We start from the raw sequence: 20358 nt of genomic DNA, 5'->3' as shown, positions 1-20358 counted from the left end.
GCCCGGCGGACGCCGGGTCACCGCGCGACGGCGCCGCTCCCGGAGGACGTCCCCTCCGGCATCCGCAGCAACGCCAGCGCCGCCCGCACGGACGGGCGGCTCCCCGTCTGCCTGCGCCACACCGCGTAGATCTTGCGGTGCGGACCCGGGGCGAGCGGGATGGCCCGGACGCCGGCCGGCAGCGGTCCGCGGCCGAGGCGGGGGACGACGGCCGCGCCGACGCCCGCTTCCACCAGGGCTATCTGGGACTGGAACTCCTCCACGTAGTAGGCGATGTCGGGGAGCAGCCCGCGGTCGGCGAACGTGCGCTCCAGCCAGCTATGGCACATCGCGCCGGGGGAGTGGCTGATCCAGCGCGCGTCCACGAGGTCGTCCAGGGTCAGACAGCGACGGTCGGCCATCGGGTGGCTCGCGTGGACGAGGACGTCGCCGACGTCCTCGCCGATCTCGTACATCGCCAGCGCGCTGGGCACCATGAGGGAGACGTTGTGCCAGTCGTGGACGATCGCCATGTCGGCCTCGCCCTCGCTGACCAGGCCCAGCGCGCGGGACGGATCGGCCTCGGTCAGGCGGCAGTCGAGCTCTTCGTAGCGGCGGGCGAGTTCGGCGAGCATGCCCGGGACGAGTGAACGGCACGCGGTGGGGAAGGCGGCCAGCCGCAGGGTGCCGGAGGGGGTGCGGCGCTGGGACTCCAGGCCCGCCTCCGCCTGTTCCAGCAGGCCGACCACCTGACGCGCGGTCTCGGCTAAGGCCTCGGCCGCCGGAGTGAGCGTCACATGCCGGGCGTGCCGGTCGAGCAGCGCGGTCCGGGTCTCCCGCTCCAGCTTGGCGATCTGCTGGGAGACCGCGGACGGGGTGAAGCCCAGCGCCGCCGCGGCGCCGCTGATGGAGCCGTGCACGGCCACGGCGTGCAGGGCCCGGAGTCGGTTGATGTCGAGCATGAAGCCATGCTAATAGATGCCCTTCAGGACGATTCATAGCACATTCGGTCACTTGGTGTGCATTGCTGTAGTAGCGTCGCCATCGCGAGTTCCCAGCGGCCGAGGCCAGCTTTTTCCGATGTGTTCGTCTGGATTCTCCAATTCCGCCCCGCAAGTGATCAAGAGGGATTTGTGGACCATTCGAAAAACGGCCCCGTGGCCGTTGTCGTGGACGGTCATGCGATGGGAAATTTCCTGCCGGCGGCATTCGCCCGGCAGGGCGTCCGCGTCATTCACGTCTTCAGTGACCCGTTCGTCCGCAACGCGCTGGCGGTCCCGGACCTCTCCGCCTACCTGACGTCGTTCGACGCCGACGACGAGGACGCCCTCGTCGAGGAGCTGCGCCGCTGGTCGCCCGTCTGCGTGACCACCGGCAGCGAGATGGGCGTCGAACTCTCCGACCGGCTGGGCGAACGCCTCGGATTCGAGGGGAACGGCACGGCCCTCTCCGCCGCCCGGCGCGACAAGTACGAGATGATCGAGACGCTGCGCCGCGCGGGCATCGCCTGCGTGCGGCAGCACAAGAGTTCCGACCCGGAGGAGCTGGCGTCCTGGGCCGAGCGGCTCGACTCCTATCCGGTCGTCGTCAAGCCGATGAGCTCCACCGGTTCCGACGGAGTGCGTTTCTGCGCGGACCGGGTGGCCGTCGCCGCCGCGGCCCGGGCCATCCAGAGCTCCACCGACCTCTTCGGCCGCCACAACACCGAGGTGCTCGTACAGGAGCGCATGGACGGCACCGAGTACATCGTGGACGCGGTCAGCGCCCGCGGCCGGCGCTTCCTGGCCGGTGTCTGGCGCTACGAGAAGCGCATGCTGGAGTCCGGCCGCCGCATTTACGACAAGGACGTCCTCCTTTCCGCCGACGAAAATCCGGCCGGAGAGCTCGCCGCCTATGTGTACACGGTTCTCGACGCGCTCGGCATCGATTACGGAGCCGCGCACGCCGAGGTCATGATGACCGATTCCGGCCCGATGCTCGTGGAAGTGGCCGCCCGCATGAACGGCAATTCCCATCCGGAATTCCACAATGCGTGCATGGACGCCAACCAGGCCGACCTCGTGGCACTCGCCGCCGTCGACCCCGACGCGTTCATCCGGGAATACGGCGGGCGGAAATACCGGAAGCGGACCGAGGCGATCGTGCACAACGCGAGCACGACGCTGTACGGCAAGATCGAGGGCTTCGACACGGCCGCGATCGAGGCGGTCGAATCCCTCGAATCGGTCTTCAAGATGGTCGTGAAGCCGTCGGAGGGGACCCTGCTCGTCCCGACCGAGGACCTGTCCACCAGCCCGCTCCGCATCTTTATGGCGCACGCGTCCCGCGCCGCCATCCTGGACGACCACCAGCGCGTCCAGCAGCTCAAGGACCGGATATTTCTCCTCTCATGACACAGGAAGCGACGGCCGTCGGCAGAGGTCCCCTGGTGGTGCTGATGACGACCAGACTGGTCTCGTTCATCGGCGTGGCGGCCTACTTCATCCTCAGCTCCTGGCTCGCGTTGCAGTGCGGGGCCGGCACACGGGGGCAGGCTCTGCTGGCCGGGGCCCTCGCCGTGCCGTCCCTCGTGCTCGGTCTCTACGGCGGTCTGCTGATCGACCGGTGGGAGCGGCGCACGCTCGCCCAGTGCGCCGAGGTGCTCAGGGCGGCGGCGGCCGTGGGCCTCGCCCTGTGCTCCGCCGCCGGAGAGCTGCGGATGTGGCACCTGTTCCTCGCCACCCTGGTCATCGGGGTCGGGAACGCCATCACCCTCCCGTGCTACGGGGCGTTGCTGCCGGCCGTGTCCGTGGACGACCGCCTGGTGCGCACCAACGCGCAGTGGCAGATCATGACGCAGATCGGGACCATCGCCGGCGCCCTCGCCGGTGGCCCCCTCGTGGACGCCTGGGGCGGTGCGGCGCTCTGGATGCCGGCCGGGGCCTACCTGGGCGCGGCGGCGCTCCTCTTCCTCGTCCCCGCCGTGCGGCCGACGCGCAAGGCGGTGAAGGCGGGCCTGGTCAGGGAGTTCCGCACGGCCTTCACGGTGCTGCGGACCGACCGGAAGCTGCTGCTGGTGACCGTGTTCTCCGCGGTACCGGTGGGCTTCCTGGCCGCCGCCAACACCCTGCTCGCCCCCTTCGCCCGGAACGACCTGGGCACCGACGCCTCGGGCTTCGGCGTGCTCGACAGCACCTGGGGCATCGGAGCGCTGGCGGCCGGCCTGCTCGTCTCCCGCCTCTTCGGCGAGCGGAAGCACTCCCACCTCGCCACCTCACTCCTGCTCACCGGAGCGTTCGCGATCCTCTTCGCCCTCGCTCCCGGCTTCCGCTCGGGCCTGGCCGCGGGTGTAGTGCTCGGGTTCTTCCTTAGTTGCGCCAACATCATGTTCCCGGCGTACATCCAGCGTGACGCCCCCGACGCCGACCTCGGCAAGATCCTCAGCGCGGTCTTCGTGGCCTCGTCCGCGGTGCAGCTCTCCTTCGTCGCCTGGGTGGGCATCGCGGGAGACACGGTGTCGGTCCGCGCCATCCTGCTCGTGCTCGCCGTCCTCGCGGCGGTGCTGGGCGGACTGCTGCACTGGCTGATCCGCGACGCGGACGTCCCCGTACCCGTGCAACCGGCCTCCTGATTCCGCTCCACCCGCTCCCACCCCATCAGCTTCCGCATCCGCCGGCACATCGGAACCGCCGTGGGAATCACGGCGCACGGCTGCGGTGACACATTCACACGACAGCGAGGGAAATCCATGATGTCGCACACCACCCCCCTGTACACGGACATACCGCGGGAGGTCGAACACGCCGAAGCCCTGCGGCAGCTCCGCGAGGTGCTGTCCAAGGAGAACTACGAGGGCGCGGTCTCCTGCGCCATGCGGCTCCACGCCGCCCTTCCCGACCAGGAGAACCTGGACCGCAACGTCGTGCTGGTCGCGTACGGCGGCGGAAAGGACAGCTCTTACACGCTGGCCTTCGTCCGCACGATGCAGCTCATCATCTCGCAGCTCCACGGAGCGACGTTCCGCATGCGTGTCGCGACCAACCGGCACGCGGGAATGCCGCAGGCCGTGATGGACAACATCGACCGCGCCTACCGGGCACTCCACCTCTACGCGGACCCCAGCGCCGAACTCCTCCTGATCGACGGCCGACTGGTGCGGAACTTCGACGCGAACCTGCCGCAGACCACCGATGTCGTGGAGCGGAACCGCACCGACATCCTCATGACCGGCCACCGCACCGCCGCCGACGCCCGCCCCACGTTCTGCAACGCGTGCAACCTGAGCATGCTGAACGCCTTCGGGCTCGCGGCCGGATACGACGGCGGCGTCGACCTCATCATCACCGGCGACTCCAAGCAGGAACAGCGCGACTACTACCTCTGGGTCTCGCGCCTCGCCCGGAAGTTCGGGCTGCAGCCGCCGCGCGAGGTCCGGGGCACCTTCCAGGGCTTCCTCACCGCGCTCGACAACATCTCCCAGGCGTATTTCGCCGACATCCACGGCGAAGAGGCCGTCGATGTCATCGCCGAGCACTCCGTGCACTCGGACGTCCGCACGGGCCTGGAATTCTTCTCCATTTACCAGGACACCGCCTACGCGTCCGGCGACCACTGGGAGCTGCTGACCGACTACCTGGGCTTCCTCTTCGACGACATCGCCTTCAGCTTCACCGAGTCCGACTGCGGAAACCCCGCGCTCATGGCCCACCTGCGCGCGCTCAAGTGCGAGCGGCGGTACGGCCAGACGTACGCCGAAGGCCTGGCGGAATACGTCGACTTCGCGGTCTCCCTCATGCACAAGAAGGAGTTCCCGCCGCAGCTCGTCGAGATCATGCGCGAGCGGTACGCGGGCGAGGGCACCGCGGAGCGCATGCGCGAGGCGATGAACGCGTACGCGGCCGAGGCGTACGGCGTGACCGAGGAGCAGTTCGTCGCCATGGTCTACGCCCCCTTCACCGAGAAGGGCCTGGGCCTGGAGGAGTACCTCCGCAAGGAGCAGCCGGACCTGCTGGAGAGCTCGGCGACCGTCCACACCCTGCTGAGCGGCGACTTCGAGCCGGAGAAGCAGGACGAGACCGCCGTGGCCGCACGACTGGAGCGGATCACCGGCCTGAAGCTCGCCCAGCTCCGCGTGCTCTACGGCAGCTCCCTGCGGCTGCCGTCCACCACACCCCAGAGCGCCCAGCTCATCGACGCCATCCTCGAGGGCGACCCGCACAAGGCCGTCATCCGGACGCGGCAGAGCGCCGGCGGCCCGCTGGTCCCCGAGCTCCTCTCCGGCCGCTGAGGTGAGCGGGGACATGGAGGGGGACATGACGGGTGAGGGTCCCGGAGGCGACTTCGTCCAACTGGGCGCGACCCGGGACGGACTCGACCCCTACCTGGACTGCGCCCGACGGCGGTCGCTGCGCGCCGTTCTGGTGGAGACCCCCGCGTACCTGCGCTGGCGCAGGTTACTGGGCCGCCGGCCGTTCGACCTGGAGATCGGCGTCGAGGAGCCGCAGGACCCCGAGCAGGTGCGCGAGGCCCTCGCCGCCGCGCGGGTCGTCCCGGTCCTGCTGCTCTCGGGATTCGAGCGCTACGTGTACGCCGGATTCGCCCTCGCCCGGTCGCTGGGCGCCCGGCCCTGGCCGTCGACGGGAGCGGACTTCCGTCCGCTCGACAAACACGAACTGCGGTCCGCCGTCCGTGAGATCGCCGGCCACCTTCCGCAGCCGCGACAGCGGCTCCTGGGCCCGGCATCCGGCGCGGAACACCCTGACGGCACGGAGGGCGACGGCCTCGGCTATCCGCAGGTGATCAAGCCGGTGGACGGCGGGGGAGGACTCGGCGTCTTCCTCGTCCAGGGAGCCGAAGAACGGCGTGACGCCCTCCGGCACATCGAGCGGCTGGCCAATTACGGCGGCGGCGCGTTCACCGGGGTCGTCGCGGAGGAATTCGTTAAGGGCCCCGAGGTCTCCCTGCAAGGCGTGGCCGGGGGCGGGAACCCGGTGCTGCTCAGCGTCTGCGAGAAAATCACCGCCATAGAGGACGGCACCGACGGCGAACCCGCGGGATTCCGCGAGGTGGGCCACATCGCCCGGCACGGAAACACCGCCTCCGCGGAACTCCTGGAACTGACGAGGGCCTGCGTCGACGCCGCCGGATACCGCGAGGGCCCGTTCCACATCGACGTCATCCTCGGCGCGGACGGACCCGTACTCGTGGAGATGGGATTCCGGCTCTCCGGTGGCGCCCTGGTGGCACTCGTGGAGCGGGCGACCGGGCTGAACTGGGCCGAACTGACGTTCCGGGTCCATCTCGACGGCGCGGACCCGCGGGAACTGGTCGGCACGTCCGGGAGGACGACCGCCGGACAGATCCGTGCCACCTCCCCGGAGCAACTGGCCACCGCGGCCGGACTCGCTCCGGCCGGCTGCTCGCTGGACGTCCTCCCCGCGGGCCCGCCCCCCGCGACGGAGGGACTCACCCCCGACGAGCTGACCACCCTCGCGTCCGACATCACACGGCACGGCGGGTCCGCCGGACGGATCGTCGTCACCGGTGACGACGGCGACGCGATCCGCTCCGTTCTCTCCTCCCTGGCCGACGACCGAAAGCGGGACTGACCGATCATGTGCCGACTCATACTGGCCTCGGGTCAGTTCGCGGCGAACGACATCCTCAAAGCGGCCGAGGCGATGAGCTGTGGCCGCACCGCCGACCACGACGGGCCCACCGACGTGCACCCCAACGGATGGGGAGCGGTCTGGCGCGATCCGGACGCCCCGCACGGCCTCGCGCTCCACCGCGACGTGCGACCGCTCACGGACAGCCATCACGAATCCCCGATCGCGGGACTCGACACCGATTTCCTGGCCATCCACTCCCGGCACGCGACGCTCGCGAAGAACCACGGGCTCCGGTTCACGCATCCCCTGACACGGGAGGCCGAGTTCCCGTGGCACTTCATGCACAACGGTTTCCTGCCCACCGTTCACCAGCTCCTGGGCCTCCCCGAGTCCGAGTTCGACTCGCAGGAATACTTCGACCACGTCATCCCCGAGGGAAGCCGCCGGCTCGACGAGCGGCAGACGCTCCAGCGGCTCATGGCCATTCCGCCCGGGGGGAGTTCGGGCAACGCCATCGCGGTCAACCCCGACGCCGCGTACGTCATCCACTGGTCGTCGCCCGGGGTCGCCTCGCCCGTCTACTTCGGCATGTTCCGCCTGCGGACCGACCGGTGCACGATCATCGCGTCGGAGCGCATACCCGACCTGGCCCCGACGCACCAGTGGGAGCCCCTCGAACCCGACAGCCTCATCGAAATCCCCCTCCACGGCAATTCGAGCAGCACGGCACGGCAAGGAGAAGCCCTTCATGTCCAGCACTGACACCTTCACCCGCGTGGTCATCGACGCGGCCACCGAGCGGCCCGGCCCCGACCTGCTGCACAAGCTGGCGACCGGGGAGGTGGCCGTGGTCGTGCTGCGCAACCTGCTGCCCGAGGATGCCTTCACCGAGAACCGGGAGCGCGTCGGAAAGCTGTTCGCCAACGCGTCCACGACGAGCTACTCCAACGGCACGCTCACCACGATCGGCCCGTACCTCGCCAAGCACCTGGCCGACCTGGACACGTACTTCCGCGAGAGCGAGGAGTCGCGGGCGATGCTGGACGGCGTCTCCTTCGACCTCGCCGAGCGGGTGCGCGAGGGCCTGCGCGAGGCCTTCGGTCTCGACGCGCTCGAGCCGGCCCGGGAGCCCGACGGCCGGGAGTACGCGGCCTCGGTCGTCCGCATCCACGCGGACGGCGTGCGCAACCCGCTGCACAACGACAACATCATGCGGGACGCGGCCGACACCGGCATCGCGCTGGCCGGCCTGGCCCGGCAGCTCAGTTGCGTCGTCTGCCTCCAGGAGTGCGACGAGGGCGGCGAGCTGCGCATCTACCGGCGCCCGTGGCGGCCCGAGGACGAGACGTTCAAGATAGACGGCGGTCTCGGCTACGACGAGGGAGTCGTCGAGGGCCACCCCGGTCACGAGTTCAAGCCGCAGGCCGGCGACGTCTACGTGATCAACCCGATGCAGTACCACTCGATCGAGCGGGTCTCCGGCTCCGACCGGATCACCATGGGCTTCTTCCTCGGCTTCCCCGACGAGCGGCTCGGCTCGGCGGTGGTGTGGGGATGACGCCGGCACCGGAACAGCAAGCCGAGCAGCCCGGTTCCACGCCCGAACCGGCCTCCGGCAGGCTCCTGCGCCTGCTGGAGGAGGGCGGCGCCCGCTTCCGCCGGATCGAGCACGCGGCCGAGGGGCGGACCGACGTCGTCAGCGCCCTGCGCGGCAACGACATCGCACAGGCGGCCAAGTGCGTCGTGGTGCGGGTCAAGAAGACCAAGAAGACCTCGCACTACGTCCTGGCGACCGTGCCCGGCGACCGGCGCGTGGACCTGGGCCGGATCGCCGAGCTGTGCGATGCCCGGCACGCCATGTTCGCGGACCAGCCGACGGCCGAACGCCTGACGGGCTGCACGAGCGGCGCCATCGTCCCGTTCACCTTCGACCCGGCCCTGGAGCTCGTGGTGGACCCGGCCCTGCTCGCGCACGAGGAGATGTTCTTCAACGTCGAGCTGGACCGTTCCGTGGCGCTGGACACCAAGGACTACGCCCGGCTCGCACAGCCGCGGGTGGAGTCCGTCAGCGAACCGGCGCCGGCGGAGGCCGGTGCCTGAGGTACCTGAGGTACTTGGGGTGCCTGAGGTGACTGGAGGCCGTCTGGCCTGACGAGGGCTCCGTGACGTCGGCCCGCCGGATTCCGTCCGGCGGGCCGACGCGCTGTGCCGCCTCGGGGCGGCCGCGCACCGGAGGCGGCACTCGGGCCTCAGGCGGCACCGGCGGCGGCCCCCGGGCGCGAGTGACCGAACCGAAGGGCCCCTCGGCCCGGCCGTCATCCACAGGCATTCGTACGATGAACTGCCGCGTGTCCACAGGCCTGGTGGGCCCCACCGGCCTGCGGGACGCTCGGCGCATGACCGACCACGACGCATCATCAGGCCCCCCGCACCCGCCCGCGTCCGGCTGGCCGCCGTCGGCGCCCGGACACGTCACCCTCCGCAGCCCGGCGGAGCTCGCCGACGCCCTGCCCTACCTGCTGGGCTTCCACCCGAACGACAGCATCGTCCTGATGGCACTGCACGGCGAGGACGGACGCTTCGGCGGCCGGCTGCGCCTGGGCATCCCGGTACCGGACGACTGGCCGGACGTCTCCGACCACCTCGCGGAGACGCTCGTCACCGGCTGCCTCAAGCGCGGCGCCCGACCCGACGGCATCGTGCTCTACCTCTGCCAGGACCCGGCGGACGGCGAGACGTCCGCCGCCGTGATGGAACGGCTGCGCCCCCTCGCCCAGCGCCTGCGGATCGCCTGCGGCGCTCTCGACGTGCCCGTGGTCGAGGCGCTGTGCCTCTCCGACGGCCGCTACTGGTCGTACTGCTGCTCCGGCCCCCGCTGCTGCCCGCCCGAGGGGGTGCCCCTGGAGCCCCCCGGCACCACGGTGATGGCGGCGGCCGCCGCCTACGCCGGTATCCGGGTCCGCGGGACCCTGCGCCAGATGGAAGCCCGCCTCAGCCCCCGCACCGGCCCGCCGGCCGACGGGCAGCGGCGGGCCCTGGACACCGCCACCGCCCGCCTGGTCCCGCGCTTCCTCGGCGGGGACCGCGAGACGGCGCGCCAGGAGACTCTCGACCTCGCGGAGCGGCTGCTCCAACGCCTCCACGAGACGCCCGCCGGAGCGGACCCTGCGGAGTCCGACGCCCGGGACGACGCGCTCCTCACGGCGGAGGAGACCGCCGCCCTCGTCATCGGCCTCCAGGACCGCGTCGCCCGGGACCGCGCCGCCGAGTGGATGGAAGGGCCACGCCTCCAGGCCGCCCTGCGCCTCTGGCGCGCCCTCGCCCGACGCTGCGTCCCGCCGTACACGGAGCACGCCGCCGCCCCGCTGACCCTCGCCGGGTGGGTGGCCTGGTCCGGCGGCGACCAGGCCGAGGCCAGGGTCGCCCTCGGCCGCGCTCTGACCGCCGATCCCGACTACCTCTTCGCACAACTCCTGCACCACGCCTGCAACGAGGGGCTGGACCCGGAGGCCCTGCGGAACTGCCTCCGCCAGGAACGCGCCGATCGGGCCGTCTGCCAGGCGGCCCGCGCGGCGGCCGAGGAGCGACCGACCGCGGGGACGCGGGGCGTGGCGTCGGGCGAGGCACGGGGCGTGGTGCCGGGGGTGGCGCCGGCTGAGGCACGGGATGTGGTGACGGGCGTGGCACCGGACGCGGCATGGGACGCGGTGGCGGGCGCGGCACCGGGTCCGGCGGCGGATGTGGTGCCGGACAGAGCATCGGCCGCGGTGTCGGACGAGACGCCGAACGTGGGGGCGGGCGGGGTGCCGGACGAAGCAGGGGACGAAGCGAAGGACGAGGTGACAGTCGAAACGGCGGCCGAAACGACAGTCGAGACGGCGGCCGAGACGACGCCCGGCGCCCGGCCGGGCAGGCCTTCCGGTGGGAAGGCCACCGTGCCGCGAGCGCGTCGGCGCAAGCCCGCCGCCGCGCACCCCAGGCGGACGACCGGCGAAGCCCCCGCCGGCAGCCCCGCGGGGAAGCCCGGGGCGCGGCGGCAGCCGACGCGCCGCACCACCCGAGACCGCCGGTGACGGCGATCACGTGGACACCGCCGTGACCTCGGCACCACCGCCGCCGTTCACCTGTGTGGCCCTCCTTCCCGTCCGACGTTCCGGCCCGTGACCTCCCCAGGGAGCGCAGACCCGTGCAAGGCACCGCCGCCCATGCCCAGCCCGCCCCCCGCCCGGCCGTTCCCCGGCGTCCCGGCGACGCCCGCCCCCAGGGGCCGCGTCCGGTCCACACGGCGCTGATCTGCGTCGCCCTGCCCGCCCTGGCGATCTCCGAGGAGCACGGCCAGCTCACCGGCCACGGTCTCGACGGCTTCTACCGCAACGGCCGCCGCCTGCTGGCGCGTTGTGTGCTCCGGGTGGACGGGGCCGAGCCGGTCCCCCTCCAGGGCCGGCTGGTGGACGCCGGCCGGGCGCGGTTCGTGGCCACCCTGCGCACCGCGGCGGACGAGGGGCCGGACCCCGCCGTCACGGTGGAGCGGGTCCGGGACGCCGAAGGCGTGGAGCGGATGACCCTGCGCAGCGCGGCGACGCGCGAGGCCCGGCTCCGGGTCGAGGTGTCGCTCGGCACCGACCTCGCGGACCTCGGCCTGATCGCCCACGGCACGGCGGCGCCCGAACTGCCCGCCGCCGTCCACGGATCCGGCCTCCGCTGGACGGCCCCCGGGCTGCACGCCGTGGTGACCGCCGACCCACCGCCGGACGACGCGCTGGCCTCGGCCGGACTGCTCTGCTGGGAGATACGGCTGCCACCGGGCGGTACGCGCAGTGTCGAGCTGCGCGTCCGTCCCGAGGTCCCCGGCAGGCCCCGCCCGCCCGAGGGTCCCCGCGTCCGGACGCGTGCCGCGGCGCCCTGGGGCGACGCCCAGGCGGAGGGCGACGACCCGCGGGCCGCCGCCCTGCTGGCCGGCAGTCTCGACGACCTGAGGGCCCTGCTCGTCCGCGACCCCAAGATCCCCGGGGATGTGCACGTCGCAGCCGGCGCCCCCTGGCGCTGCGGCGGGCTCGCCCCCGCTGAGGCCCTGTGGGCCGCCCGGATGACCCTGCCGCTCGGCGTCCGGCTGGCCGCCGGGACCCTGCGCACCCTGGCCCGCGCCCAGCTTCCCGGCCCCGGCCCGGAACGGGGCCGCATCCCCGGTGCGCTCCGGCACGCCGGAGCGCACCTCCCGCCCGGCTGCACCGGGATCGAGGCGACGCTGCTGTTCCCGACCGTGCTCGCGGAGGCGAGGCGCTGGGGCCTGCCCGCCCAGGAGATCGAGCCGCTGCTCCCGGCGGCCGAACGCTGCCTGGCCTGGCTGCGCACGGCCGCCGGCGACCGCGGCTACCTGGCGGATCCGGCACCCGGCGGCCCGTACCGCTGTGAGGTGCAGGCCCACGCCCACCGGGCCGCCCTGCTGGGCGCCGACCTCCTCGCCGCCCACGGACGCCCGGGCGCCGACGAGTGGCGGGACTGGGCAGCCGGCCTGCGGCGCCGGTTCCGGGAGGACTTCTGGGCCGACGACCGGGGCGGCGGCCGGCCGGTGGCCGCCCTGACGCCGGACGGCGAACCCGTCCCGCACCTCGGCTGCGCCGCCGCCCACGTCCTCGACACCGGGCTCCTCGGCGACGGTGAGTACGCCCCCGGGCTGCTCGACCGGGCCCGTGCCGAACAGTTGGCCAGGCTGCTGGGCAGCCCCGCCCTCGACTCCGGCTGGGGGCTGCGCAGCCTGGGCGTCAAGGAGGGGGGACACAACCCTTTCGGCCACCGCGGTGGTGCCGTCCGCGTCCACGAGACGGCCGTGGCCGTCGCGGGACTGGCCGCCGCCGGCTTCGAGAAGGAGGCGGGCTCCCTCGCCCGTGGCGTGCTGGACGCCGCCGAGGCCTTCGCCCACCGGCTGCCCGAGATGTACGCGGGCGAGCAGCGCACCACCGGCAGCGCCCCGCTGCCCCACCCGGCGGCCTGCCGCCCGGCGGCCGTCGCGGCGGCCGGCGCCGTCCACCTGCTGACGGCGTTCGCGGGGGTGCGGCCCGACGTCCCGGCGGGCGGCGTGACGGTCCGCCCGCCCGGTTCGGCGCCGTTGGGCGCGCTGCGGTTCACCGGACTGCGGGTCGCCGAGCAGCCGTTCGCCGTACGCATCAGCCGGCTCGGCCTCGGCATGGTCGAGGAAGCCGCCGACGGACTGCAACTGGGGGTGTGAGCCGTGCGCAGTGTCCCCTTCGAGGGCCCTCGCGGAGCCTCCCGCGGCACGGCGCTTTCCCTGGCGGCCCACAAGGGGCAAGAACCTGTTTATCGTCAGGCAGACGACTATGATCGCGTCATGCCCTACGACCCGTCGGCCTTCCCGCCCTTCGCCGTCACCGTCGACCTGGTCGTGCTCACCGTGCGGCGGCACTCCCTGTGCGCGCTGGCGGTGCGCCGCGGTGAGCCCCCCTTCCAGGGCCGGTGGGCGCTGCCCGGCGGATTCGTCCGGTCCGACGAGGATCTGGCGACGGCGGCGGCCCGCGAGCTGGCGGAGGAGACGGGGCTGCGGGTCCTGCACGACCCTGCCTGCCCCGCCACGGCCCACGCGGCCCATCTCGAACAGCTCGCCACCTACGGCGACCCCAAACGCGACCCCCGGATGCGCGTCGTCAGCGTGGCGCACCTCGCGCTCGCCCCGGACCTGCCCGCGCCCCGTGCCGGCGGCGACGCGCACAGCGTGCGCTGGGCCCCCGTCGAGGACCTGCTGAACCAGGACGGCCACGCCCGGGACGGCGAGCAGGCGGCCCCGCTGGCCTTCGACCACGCCCGCATCCTCGCCGACGGGGTGGAGCGCGCCCGCTCGAAGATCGAGTACTCGTCCCTCGCCACAGCCTTCTGCCCCCAGGAGTTCACCGTCGGAGAGCTGCGCCGCGTCTACGAGGCCGTCTGGGGCGTCGCCCTGGATCCCCGGAACTTCCACCGCAAGGTGACCGGCACCCCCGGCTTTCTGGTCCCCACCGGCGGGACGACGACCCGCCAGGGCGGGCGTCCCGCCCAGCTCTTCCGCGCGGGCGGCGCCACCCTCCTCAACCCGCCCATGCTCCGCCCCGAGGCATAGAACCGGTGCGCCCCGCCCGGCCGGCGGCGGGCGGCCAGGGACACGCCGCCGCCTTCACTGCGTAGCAAATAGGACATATCGGGTTACGGTGCTGCGGTACGCCCCGTGCTCCCGCGCGTCCCTTCCCCGGCGCGCGGGACCGACCCACGCCCCGCGAGGGAAGTCATGATCCAGGCCATCGGACTGACCAGCGTCCCCCGCCGCAACCGGCCCCCCGTCGTCGACGACCTGACCTTCGAGGCGCGCCCCGGGCGCGTGACCGTCCTGCTCGGCGAGGCCGGCGCCGGGAAGACCAGCGCCCTGCGCCTCATGCTGCGGCTCGACCCGGGCCGCGGCGTCGCCCTGTTCCGCGGGCGCAGCCTCGACCGCGTCGCCCACCCGGCACGCGAGGTCGGCGTGCTCCTCGGCGACGTCCCCGGCCACCCCGGCCGTACCGCCCGCGGCCACCTGCGCATGCTCAGCGCGGCGGCCGGAGTGCCCGCCACCCGCGCCGACGAGGTGCTGGACGTCGTGGGCCTCAGCGGGCTGGCCGACCAGCGCATCGGCGACTTCTCCCGCGGCATGGACCGCCGGCTGGGCATCGCCGCCGCGCTCCTCGGCGACCCGCACACCCTCGTCCTGGACGAGCCGACCGCCGGGCTCTCCCCCCGGGAGACCGCCTGGCTGCACGGGCTCCTCCGCGGTTACGCGGCCCAGGGCGGGGCCGTGCTCGTCACCTCGTCCTCTCCCGGAGAGGCGGCGCGCGTCGGCGACCAGGTCGTCACCATCCACCGCGGACGCCTCGTCGCCGACCAGGAGACCGAGGTCTTCGCCCGGGCCCGCCTCAGGCCGCGCGTCGCCGTCCGGTCGCCCTCGGCGGCCCGGCTCGCGCACATCCTCTCCGCCGAGGCGGAGGCCGCCTGCCCGCCGTCCGAGGCCCCGCCCGTCGAGGTCGTCCACGAGGGCGGCAGCGCCCTCGCGGTCTACGGCAGCACCTGCGCCGCCGTAGGGGAGACCGCGTACCGGCACGGGATCCTCGTGCACCGGCTCGCCGAGGAGACCGAGGCCGGGCCCGTCCCCCCGCTGCAGCGTGCCGACGGCCGCCGGTCCGCCGACGCCGCGACCGCCCCCGACGCCCCGGCGACCGTGCGCACCGCTCCCGGGCGCGACGCGCCGCGAGGGCCGCTCTCCCGCGTCCAGCCGCCCCTGCCGGCTCCCGGCCCGGCCTGGCCGCTGCGCTACGAGCTGTACCGTTTCGCCGGCGTGCGCACCGGCTGGCTGGTACTCGCCGCCGCTCTCCTGCTCTCCCTGCTCGCCTCGGTCCTGCTGGCCCGGGCCGGGGCCCCCGGGCCCAGCCTGCTGACCGGCTGGCCCGCGCCGCTCCCGCTGCCCCCGGCCGCTCTCGGCGCGGGGGTGCTGGGAGCGCTGGCCTTCGGGCAGGAGTACCGCTACCCCGCCCTGGCGCCGGACGCGGGCGGCCTCCCCCGGCGGCTGGCGCTCCTGGGTGGCAAGCTCGTGGCCACGACCGCCGTCGCCCTGCTGCTCGCCCTCTCCTCGGTGGCCCTGGACGCCGCGCTGGTGCGGCTCCTCTTCGGCGGGGCCGCGACGCACCTCCCGGAGGCCTGGCCCGGCGCCCTCGCCGGGTGGATCGCCCTCACCCTCGGCTGCGCGTGGGCCGGGCTGTTCGCCGCGGGCGTGTTCCGGTCCACGCTCCTGGGGCTCGCGGCGGTGCTGGTGGTCCCGACGCTGGTGGTCCCGGTGGTGAACGCCGTGCTCACCCGCCCCGCCGCCCGGTCCCTGGCCGGCCTGCCCGAGCGGCTCCGCTCCACGGCTCCGCTCCAGTGGCCGGCCGGGATGGACGAGGGGGTCTCGACGGCCCTGCGGCTGGTCTCCCAGCCCGTCGGCTGGGCGCTCGTGCTGTCCCTGACCGGGCTGCTCGGGGCCTACGTCCTCACGGTGCTCCGGGGCAGACCGCGATGAGGGCCGGGGCGAGGACTGTGCTAGGACGCCGCCGGCCTGCCGCGCGGCTTCCCCGGGCGCCGAGGGGTACGGAGCGTAACCGGCCGCCGGCCGCGCCTCCGGGAAAGGCGGACGTCACCGGCGGGCGCCGCGACCGCCGACGCCGGAGGGGAGAGGTCCTACGACACGCTCCGGAACCGGCCCTCTATAGCTCTCCGTACGCGCCCGACCTCGAAGAGTGCCCAAATCTGTCCGTTTGGACGTCAATTGTGAGGTAATGGGCGATCACCCTTTCGTGTGCTTTTCACCAAAGACCTCAAGGCTCGTCGGCCCGTCGCCGACAAAGGAGACGTGAGTACCCTTGCGCACACCATGATGACCGCGGCTCGCCCCGCCGACTCCGGCCTGACGGGCCCGGGCGAGCTCGACCGCTACTCCTACGCGGAGGCCCCCGGGGCCGACCGCGGTACCGCGCACGCCTGGGACGGTGACGCGGAGCTCGGCCGCGCCGGCCGCCGGGCGGCCGGCAGCCGGGGCCGGGGGCTGCACGGCCAGCTCGTCCAGCAGTTGGGGCAGATGATCGTCTCCGGCGACCTCGGCGCCGACCGCCCGCTCGTCCCGGAGGAGATCGGCCAGCGCTTCGAAGTCTCCCGCACCGTCGTCCGGGAGTCGCTGCGCGTCCTCGAGGCCAAAGGTCTGGTCAGCGCCCGCCCCAACGTCGGCACCAGGGTCCGTCCGGTCAGCGACTGGAACCTGCTCGACCCGGACATCATCGAGTGGCGGGCCTTCGGGCCCCAGCGCGACGACCAGCGCCGGGAGCTCTGCGAGCTCCGCTGGATCATCGAGCCGCTGGCCGCGCGGCTGGCGGCCGGGCACGGCCGCGAGGACGTACAGCAGCGCCTCGCCGACATGGCGGAGATCATGGGGCACGCCCTGGCCCAGGGTGACTCGCTCACCTTCTCCCGCGCCGACTCCGAGTTCCACACCCTGCTGCTCCAGGTCGCGGGCAACCGCATGCTGGAGCACCTGGCGGGCATCGTGTCGGCCGCCCTCCACGTCTCCGGCGCCTCGGTCGGCGGCTGTGACCGCCCCACGGACGCGGGCGTCGGACACCACCTCCGGATCGTCGACGCCGTCGGCGCGGGTGACGCGGCCGCCGCGGAATCCGCCATGCGTCAGTTGCTCGTGTCGCATCCGGAAGTCGAGCGGGCCGTGCCCGCGCCGCGCGAGCACTGATCCGCGGGAACGGGCCGCACGGACAAGGAGAGACGCGCGCGGGACTGTTCGTCCGCCCCGCGCGTACGGCCGCGCGCGGAGTCGCAGAACCGCGCGGGGCGTCCCGTACAGGCGCATGCGAGAGGAAACGCGCCGCCGGTCTTGGGTCAAGCTGCGGAGAAGCGCATCGATCCGTCCCCTTCAGTGGTGATTCGCTCCGTTATAGGGTGTGACTCGGGCCACGGGGATTGGGCGTAACGCTCCTTGAGGCAGCGCGATGACTAAAGAGGCGGTGGCCGCGGAGGGAATACAGGTCTCGAACGAGGCGCTGTGTTGCACCGCACTATCGCCCGCGCCGTCGGTTCATCCTTGCCGGCGGTCGTCGGCTCCGATCCCCAGCGGGATGGAGCCGGAAGCCGTTTCCATCGTTCCGAGAGGTTGTTCGTGTCGGCCAGCACATCCCGTACGCTCCCGCCGGAGATCGCCGAATCCGAGTCTCTGATGGCGCTCATCGAGCAGGGAAAGGCCGAGGGGCAGATCGCCGGCGACGACGTGCGTCGGGCCTTCGAGGCTGACCAGATTCCGCCAACCCAGTGGAAGAACGTTCTGCGCAGCCTCAACCAGGTCCTCGATGAGGAAGGTGTGACGCTGATGGTCAGTGCGGCAGAGGCGCCCAAGCGCACCCGCAAGAGCGTCGCAGCGAAGAGCCCGGCGAAGCGCACCGCCACCAAGGCCGTCTCGTCCAAGACGGTCACGTCCCGCCCGTCGTCCGCGGCCGCCACGTCCGCCGCGGGTTACGGCGACGAAGCGGGCGACGAGGCCGTGGCGCCCGCCAAGAAGGCCGCCGCGAAGAAGACGGCCGCGAAGAAGACGGTGGCCAAGAAGGCCACCGCGAAGAAGACGACGGCCAAGAAGGCCACCGCCAAGAAGGACGCCGACGAGCTCCTCGAGGACGAGCTCGTCGACGAGACCCCCACTCCCGGCAAGGTCGACGAGGAGGAGGAGACCGGCGAGAACAAGGGCTTCGTGCTGTCCGACGAGGACGAGGACGACGCCCCGGCGCAGCAGGTCGCGGTGGCCGGCGCCACCGCCGACCCGGTCAAGGACTACCTCAAGCAGATCGGCAAGGTCCCCCTCCTCAATGCCGAGCAGGAGGTGGAGCTCGCCAAGCGGATCGAGGCCGGTCTGTTCGCCGAGGACAAGCTGGCCAACGCGGACAAGCTCGCCCCGAAGCTCAAGCGCGAGCTGGAGATCATCGCCGAGGACGGCCGGCGCGCCAAGAACCACCTGCTGGAGGCCAACCTCCGTCTCGTGGTGTCCCTGGCCAAGCGCTACACCGGCCGCGGCATGCTCTTCCTGGACCTGATCCAGGAGGGCAACCTCGGTCTGATCCGTGCGGTCGAGAAGTTCGACTACACCAAGGGTTACAAGTTCTCGACCTACGCCACCTGGTGGATCCGCCAGGCGATCACGCGAGCCATGGCCGACCAGGCCCGCACCATCCGTATCCCGGTGCACATGGTCGAGGTCATCAACAAGCTCGCGCGCGTGCAGCGCCAGATGCTCCAGGACCTGGGCCGCGAGCCCACCCCGGAGGAGCTGGCCAAGGAGCTCGACATGACCCCCGAGAAGGTCATCGAGGTCCAGAAGTACGGCCGTGAGCCGATCTCCCTCCACACCCCGCTGGGTGAGGACGGGGACAGCGAGTTCGGTGACCTCATCGAGGACTCCGAGGCGGTCGTCCCCGCCGACGCGGTGAGCTTCACGCTTCTGCAGGAGCAACTGCACTCGGTTCTGGACACGCTCAGCGAGCGCGAGGCCGGCGTGGTGTCCATGCGCTTCGGCCTCACCGACGGTCAGCCGAAGACGCTGGACGAGATCGGCAAGGTCTACGGGGTGACGCGTGAGCGCATCCGCCAGATCGAGTCGAAGACCATGTCCAAGCTGCGTCACCCGTCGCGTTCTCAGGTACTGCGCGACTACCTGGACTGATCTCCGGGCGACGGCCCGGCCGTCCCGGTCATTGGGGCCCGGTTCCTCTTCGGAGGGGCCGGGCCCTCGTGCTGGGCGGGTGCGGCGGACGGCGGACTCCGGATGCGGCGGAAGAGACCCGGGTTGACGCTGGGAAGGCAAGTGACTCCGCTGCGTCAGGAGACCGTATGCGTGCCCTGGGCTGTTCGCTGACCGCCGCCTTGGCACTGCTGCTCGCCATGCCGGGACCCGCGACGGCCGATGAGCGGCTGGTCGTGGGCGGGCAGGAGGTGAAGACCTCGGACGCGCCCTGGGCGGTCGCCCTGGCGAGCCGCCAGCGCTTCGGCGCGACGCGCTCCGGGCAGTTCTGCGGCGGCGTCGTGGTGGGGCGCAGCACCATCGTGACCGCCGCCCACTGCCTCACCCGCGACGTACTCGGTACGGAGCCGAGCTCCGCCTCCGACCTGCGGGTCATCGTGGGCCGTGACGATCTGCGGGGGACGGCCGGAAAAGAGCTGGCCGTGAAGGAGGCGTGGGTCAACCCGGACTTCAGCGCGGGGACGAACTCCGGGGACGTCGGCGTCCTCACCTTGGCGGAGCCGCTTCCCGACGGCCGGGCCATCGCGATGGCCCAGCAGGGCGAGGCGGTCTACGCGGCGAATACGCCCGCCATGGTGTACGGCTGGGGCGACACCCAGGGCAACGGGTCGTACTCGGACACGCTGCGGGCGGCGTCCGTGCTCGTCCTCGGTGACGAGCTCTGTGAGCAGGCCTATCCCGGCGGTCCGGACGGCGCCTACGACCGGAAGACCATGCTCTGCGCCGGCTGGCCGGAAGGCGGGAAGGACGCCTGCCAGGGGGACAGCGGAGGGCCGCTGGTGGCGGACGGGCGGCTGGTGGGGCTGGTGTCGTGGGGAGCCGGATGCGCCCAACCCGGCCATCCAGGGGTCTATACGCGTATCTCAGCCGTTTCCGCGATGGTCACGGCACACAGTGTCGACGCGAAACAGCACGCCTCTCAGGGGCCCGCACAGTTGGCGCGGCCGGCTGTCCCGTCGTGAGGGTCGGGAGAGTGGTGAGCGTCGGACCGGACGAGGACGGGCGGCCGCCCCCGGGTGGGGGTGCCGCCCGTCGCCGTCCAGCCCACAGGGGTCGGACCTCGCTCGTCGTGGATGCGATGTGCCGGCGTTCCAGCGGTGGACCCAGCGGTCCTCGGGAGGACCTCAGTGATCCTCGTCGGACGCGGAGGCCGGGACGGCCGTCAGTCGCTCGGTCTCGTCCTGTATCTCCGCGGCGATCTTCTTGAGCTCCGGCTCGAACTTGCGCCCGTGGTGGGCACAGAACAGCAGCTCACCGCCGCTCAGGAGAACGACGCGCAGGTATGCCTGAGCGCCGCACCGGTCGCAGCGGTCAGCGGCCGTCAGCGGGCTCGCGGGGGTCAGAACAGTAGTCACGTCGCCTCTTCTCTAGCTCGACGAGCTGTCGTACCAGGGTCAACATCCAACCAGGCCGAAAACGTTCCCGCTCGTGGCTTTTCCTCGAAACTTCCTTCCGAGT

The 20358-nt window shown here is 72.6% G+C and carries 16 protein-coding genes; 14 read left to right on the top strand and 2 right to left on the bottom strand.

Going from position 1 to position 20358, the window contains the following annotated elements:
* Positions 1–17: 17 nt before the first annotated feature.
* Complete coding sequence (locus tag ACZ6X9_RS30610) at positions 18–941, bottom strand: LysR family transcriptional regulator (RefSeq protein ID WP_469781272.1); 924 nt, start codon at positions 939–941, stop codon at positions 18–20.
* Positions 942–998: 57 nt separating this feature from the next.
* Here ACZ6X9_RS30610 and ACZ6X9_RS30605 point away from each other — a divergent pair, with 57 nt between their 5' ends.
* The 14 genes from ACZ6X9_RS30605 (at position 999) to ACZ6X9_RS30540 (ending at position 19862) form a co-directional block, all read left to right on the top strand.
* Complete coding sequence (locus ACZ6X9_RS30605) at positions 999–2372, top strand: ATP-grasp domain-containing protein (RefSeq protein ID WP_469781271.1); 1374 nt, start codon at positions 999–1001, stop codon at positions 2370–2372.
* Positions 2369–3589 carry an MFS transporter gene (locus tag ACZ6X9_RS30600; RefSeq protein WP_469781270.1) on the top strand — a complete coding sequence of 407 codons (1221 nt, stop codon included), beginning with the start codon at positions 2369–2371 and terminating at the stop codon, positions 3587–3589. The genes ACZ6X9_RS30605 and ACZ6X9_RS30600 overlap by 4 nt, the downstream gene beginning before the upstream one ends.
* A gap of 120 nt (positions 3590–3709) precedes the next feature.
* Positions 3710–5245, top strand: a complete 1536-nt coding sequence (locus ACZ6X9_RS30595) for a PqqD family protein (protein WP_469781269.1) — start codon at positions 3710–3712, stop codon at positions 5243–5245.
* 25 nt (positions 5246–5270) lie between these two features.
* Positions 5271–6566, top strand: coding sequence for an ATP-grasp domain-containing protein (locus ACZ6X9_RS30590; protein WP_469781268.1), 1296 nt, complete (start codon positions 5271–5273; stop codon positions 6564–6566).
* A 6-nt stretch (positions 6567–6572) separates the two neighbouring features.
* Complete coding sequence (locus ACZ6X9_RS30585; protein ID WP_469781267.1) at positions 6573–7331, top strand: class II glutamine amidotransferase; 759 nt, start codon at positions 6573–6575, stop codon at positions 7329–7331.
* Positions 7318–8127: a 2OG-Fe(II)-dependent halogenase WelO5 family protein gene (locus ACZ6X9_RS30580; RefSeq protein ID WP_469781266.1), complete on the top strand. Its 810-nt coding sequence runs from the start codon at positions 7318–7320 to the stop codon at positions 8125–8127. Before ACZ6X9_RS30585 ends, ACZ6X9_RS30580 begins: the two co-directional genes overlap by 14 nt.
* The gene (locus ACZ6X9_RS30575) at positions 8124–8669 is read left to right on the top strand and encodes a YbaK/EbsC family protein (RefSeq protein WP_469781265.1); all 546 of its coding nucleotides are present in this window, start codon (positions 8124–8126) and stop codon (positions 8667–8669) included. The genes ACZ6X9_RS30580 and ACZ6X9_RS30575 overlap by 4 nt, the downstream gene beginning before the upstream one ends.
* Positions 8670–8965: 296 nt before the next feature.
* Complete coding sequence (locus ACZ6X9_RS30570; protein WP_469781264.1) at positions 8966–10642, top strand: DUF4192 domain-containing protein; 1677 nt, start codon at positions 8966–8968, stop codon at positions 10640–10642.
* A 113-nt stretch (positions 10643–10755) separates the two neighbouring features.
* Complete coding sequence (locus ACZ6X9_RS30565) at positions 10756–12795, top strand: glycogen debranching N-terminal domain-containing protein (RefSeq protein ID WP_469781263.1); 2040 nt, start codon at positions 10756–10758, stop codon at positions 12793–12795.
* A gap of 120 nt (positions 12796–12915) precedes the next feature.
* On the top strand, positions 12916–13677 hold the full coding sequence (locus ACZ6X9_RS30560; protein ID WP_469781262.1) for an NUDIX hydrolase: 762 nt from the start codon (positions 12916–12918) through the stop codon (positions 13675–13677).
* Positions 13678–13842: 165 nt separating this feature from the next.
* On the top strand, positions 13843–15636 hold the full coding sequence (locus ACZ6X9_RS30555) for an ABC transporter ATP-binding protein (RefSeq protein ID WP_469781261.1): 1794 nt from the start codon (positions 13843–13845) through the stop codon (positions 15634–15636).
* Between the two features lie 276 nt (positions 15637–15912).
* The gene (locus tag ACZ6X9_RS30550; RefSeq protein ID WP_469781260.1) at positions 15913–16851 is read left to right on the top strand and encodes a FadR/GntR family transcriptional regulator; all 939 of its coding nucleotides are present in this window, start codon (positions 15913–15915) and stop codon (positions 16849–16851) included.
* 423 nt (positions 16852–17274) lie between these two features.
* A complete protein-coding gene (locus ACZ6X9_RS30545) occupies positions 17275–18822 on the top strand; it encodes an RNA polymerase sigma factor (RefSeq protein WP_469781259.1) in 1548 nt (515 codons plus the stop codon).
* 167 nt (positions 18823–18989) lie between these two features.
* The gene (locus ACZ6X9_RS30540) at positions 18990–19862 is read left to right on the top strand and encodes a S1 family serine peptidase (protein ID WP_469781258.1); all 873 of its coding nucleotides are present in this window, start codon (positions 18990–18992) and stop codon (positions 19860–19862) included.
* A 162-nt stretch (positions 19863–20024) separates the two neighbouring features.
* Here the strand turns inward: ACZ6X9_RS30540 and ACZ6X9_RS30535 are convergent, their stop codons facing one another.
* Positions 20025–20255, bottom strand: a complete 231-nt coding sequence (locus ACZ6X9_RS30535) for a DUF7455 domain-containing protein (protein WP_469781257.1) — start codon at positions 20253–20255, stop codon at positions 20025–20027.
* Between the last annotated feature and the right edge of the window lie 103 nt (positions 20256–20358).

This window comes from Streptomyces sp. NPDC052910, from assembly GCF_055585605.1.
Note: the sequence above shows the minus strand (reverse complement) of the source record. Positions and strands in the feature narration are given on the sequence as shown.

Excerpts from the sequence above, each read along its gene's own strand:
- ACZ6X9_RS30610 (WP_469781272.1), bottom strand. The coding sequence starts at position 941 with ATGCTCGACATCAACCGACTCCGGGCCCTGCACGCCGTGGCCGTGCAC.
- ACZ6X9_RS30600 (WP_469781270.1), top strand. The coding sequence starts at position 2,369 with ATGACACAGGAAGCGACGGCCGTCGGCAGAGGTCCCCTGGTGGTGCTG.
- ACZ6X9_RS30595 (WP_469781269.1), top strand. The coding sequence starts at position 3,710 with ATGTCGCACACCACCCCCCTGTACACGGACATACCGCGGGAGGTCGAA.
- ACZ6X9_RS30590 (WP_469781268.1), top strand. The coding sequence starts at position 5,271 with ATGACGGGTGAGGGTCCCGGAGGCGACTTCGTCCAACTGGGCGCGACC.
- ACZ6X9_RS30585 (WP_469781267.1), top strand. The coding sequence starts at position 6,573 with ATGTGCCGACTCATACTGGCCTCGGGTCAGTTCGCGGCGAACGACATC.
- ACZ6X9_RS30580 (WP_469781266.1), top strand. The coding sequence starts at position 7,318 with ATGTCCAGCACTGACACCTTCACCCGCGTGGTCATCGACGCGGCCACC.
- ACZ6X9_RS30575 (WP_469781265.1), top strand. The coding sequence starts at position 8,124 with ATGACGCCGGCACCGGAACAGCAAGCCGAGCAGCCCGGTTCCACGCCC.
- ACZ6X9_RS30570 (WP_469781264.1), top strand. The coding sequence starts at position 8,966 with ATGACCGACCACGACGCATCATCAGGCCCCCCGCACCCGCCCGCGTCC.
- ACZ6X9_RS30560 (WP_469781262.1), top strand. The coding sequence starts at position 12,916 with ATGCCCTACGACCCGTCGGCCTTCCCGCCCTTCGCCGTCACCGTCGAC.
- ACZ6X9_RS30555 (WP_469781261.1), top strand. The coding sequence starts at position 13,843 with ATGATCCAGGCCATCGGACTGACCAGCGTCCCCCGCCGCAACCGGCCC.
- ACZ6X9_RS30540 (WP_469781258.1), top strand. The coding sequence starts at position 18,990 with ATGCGTGCCCTGGGCTGTTCGCTGACCGCCGCCTTGGCACTGCTGCTC.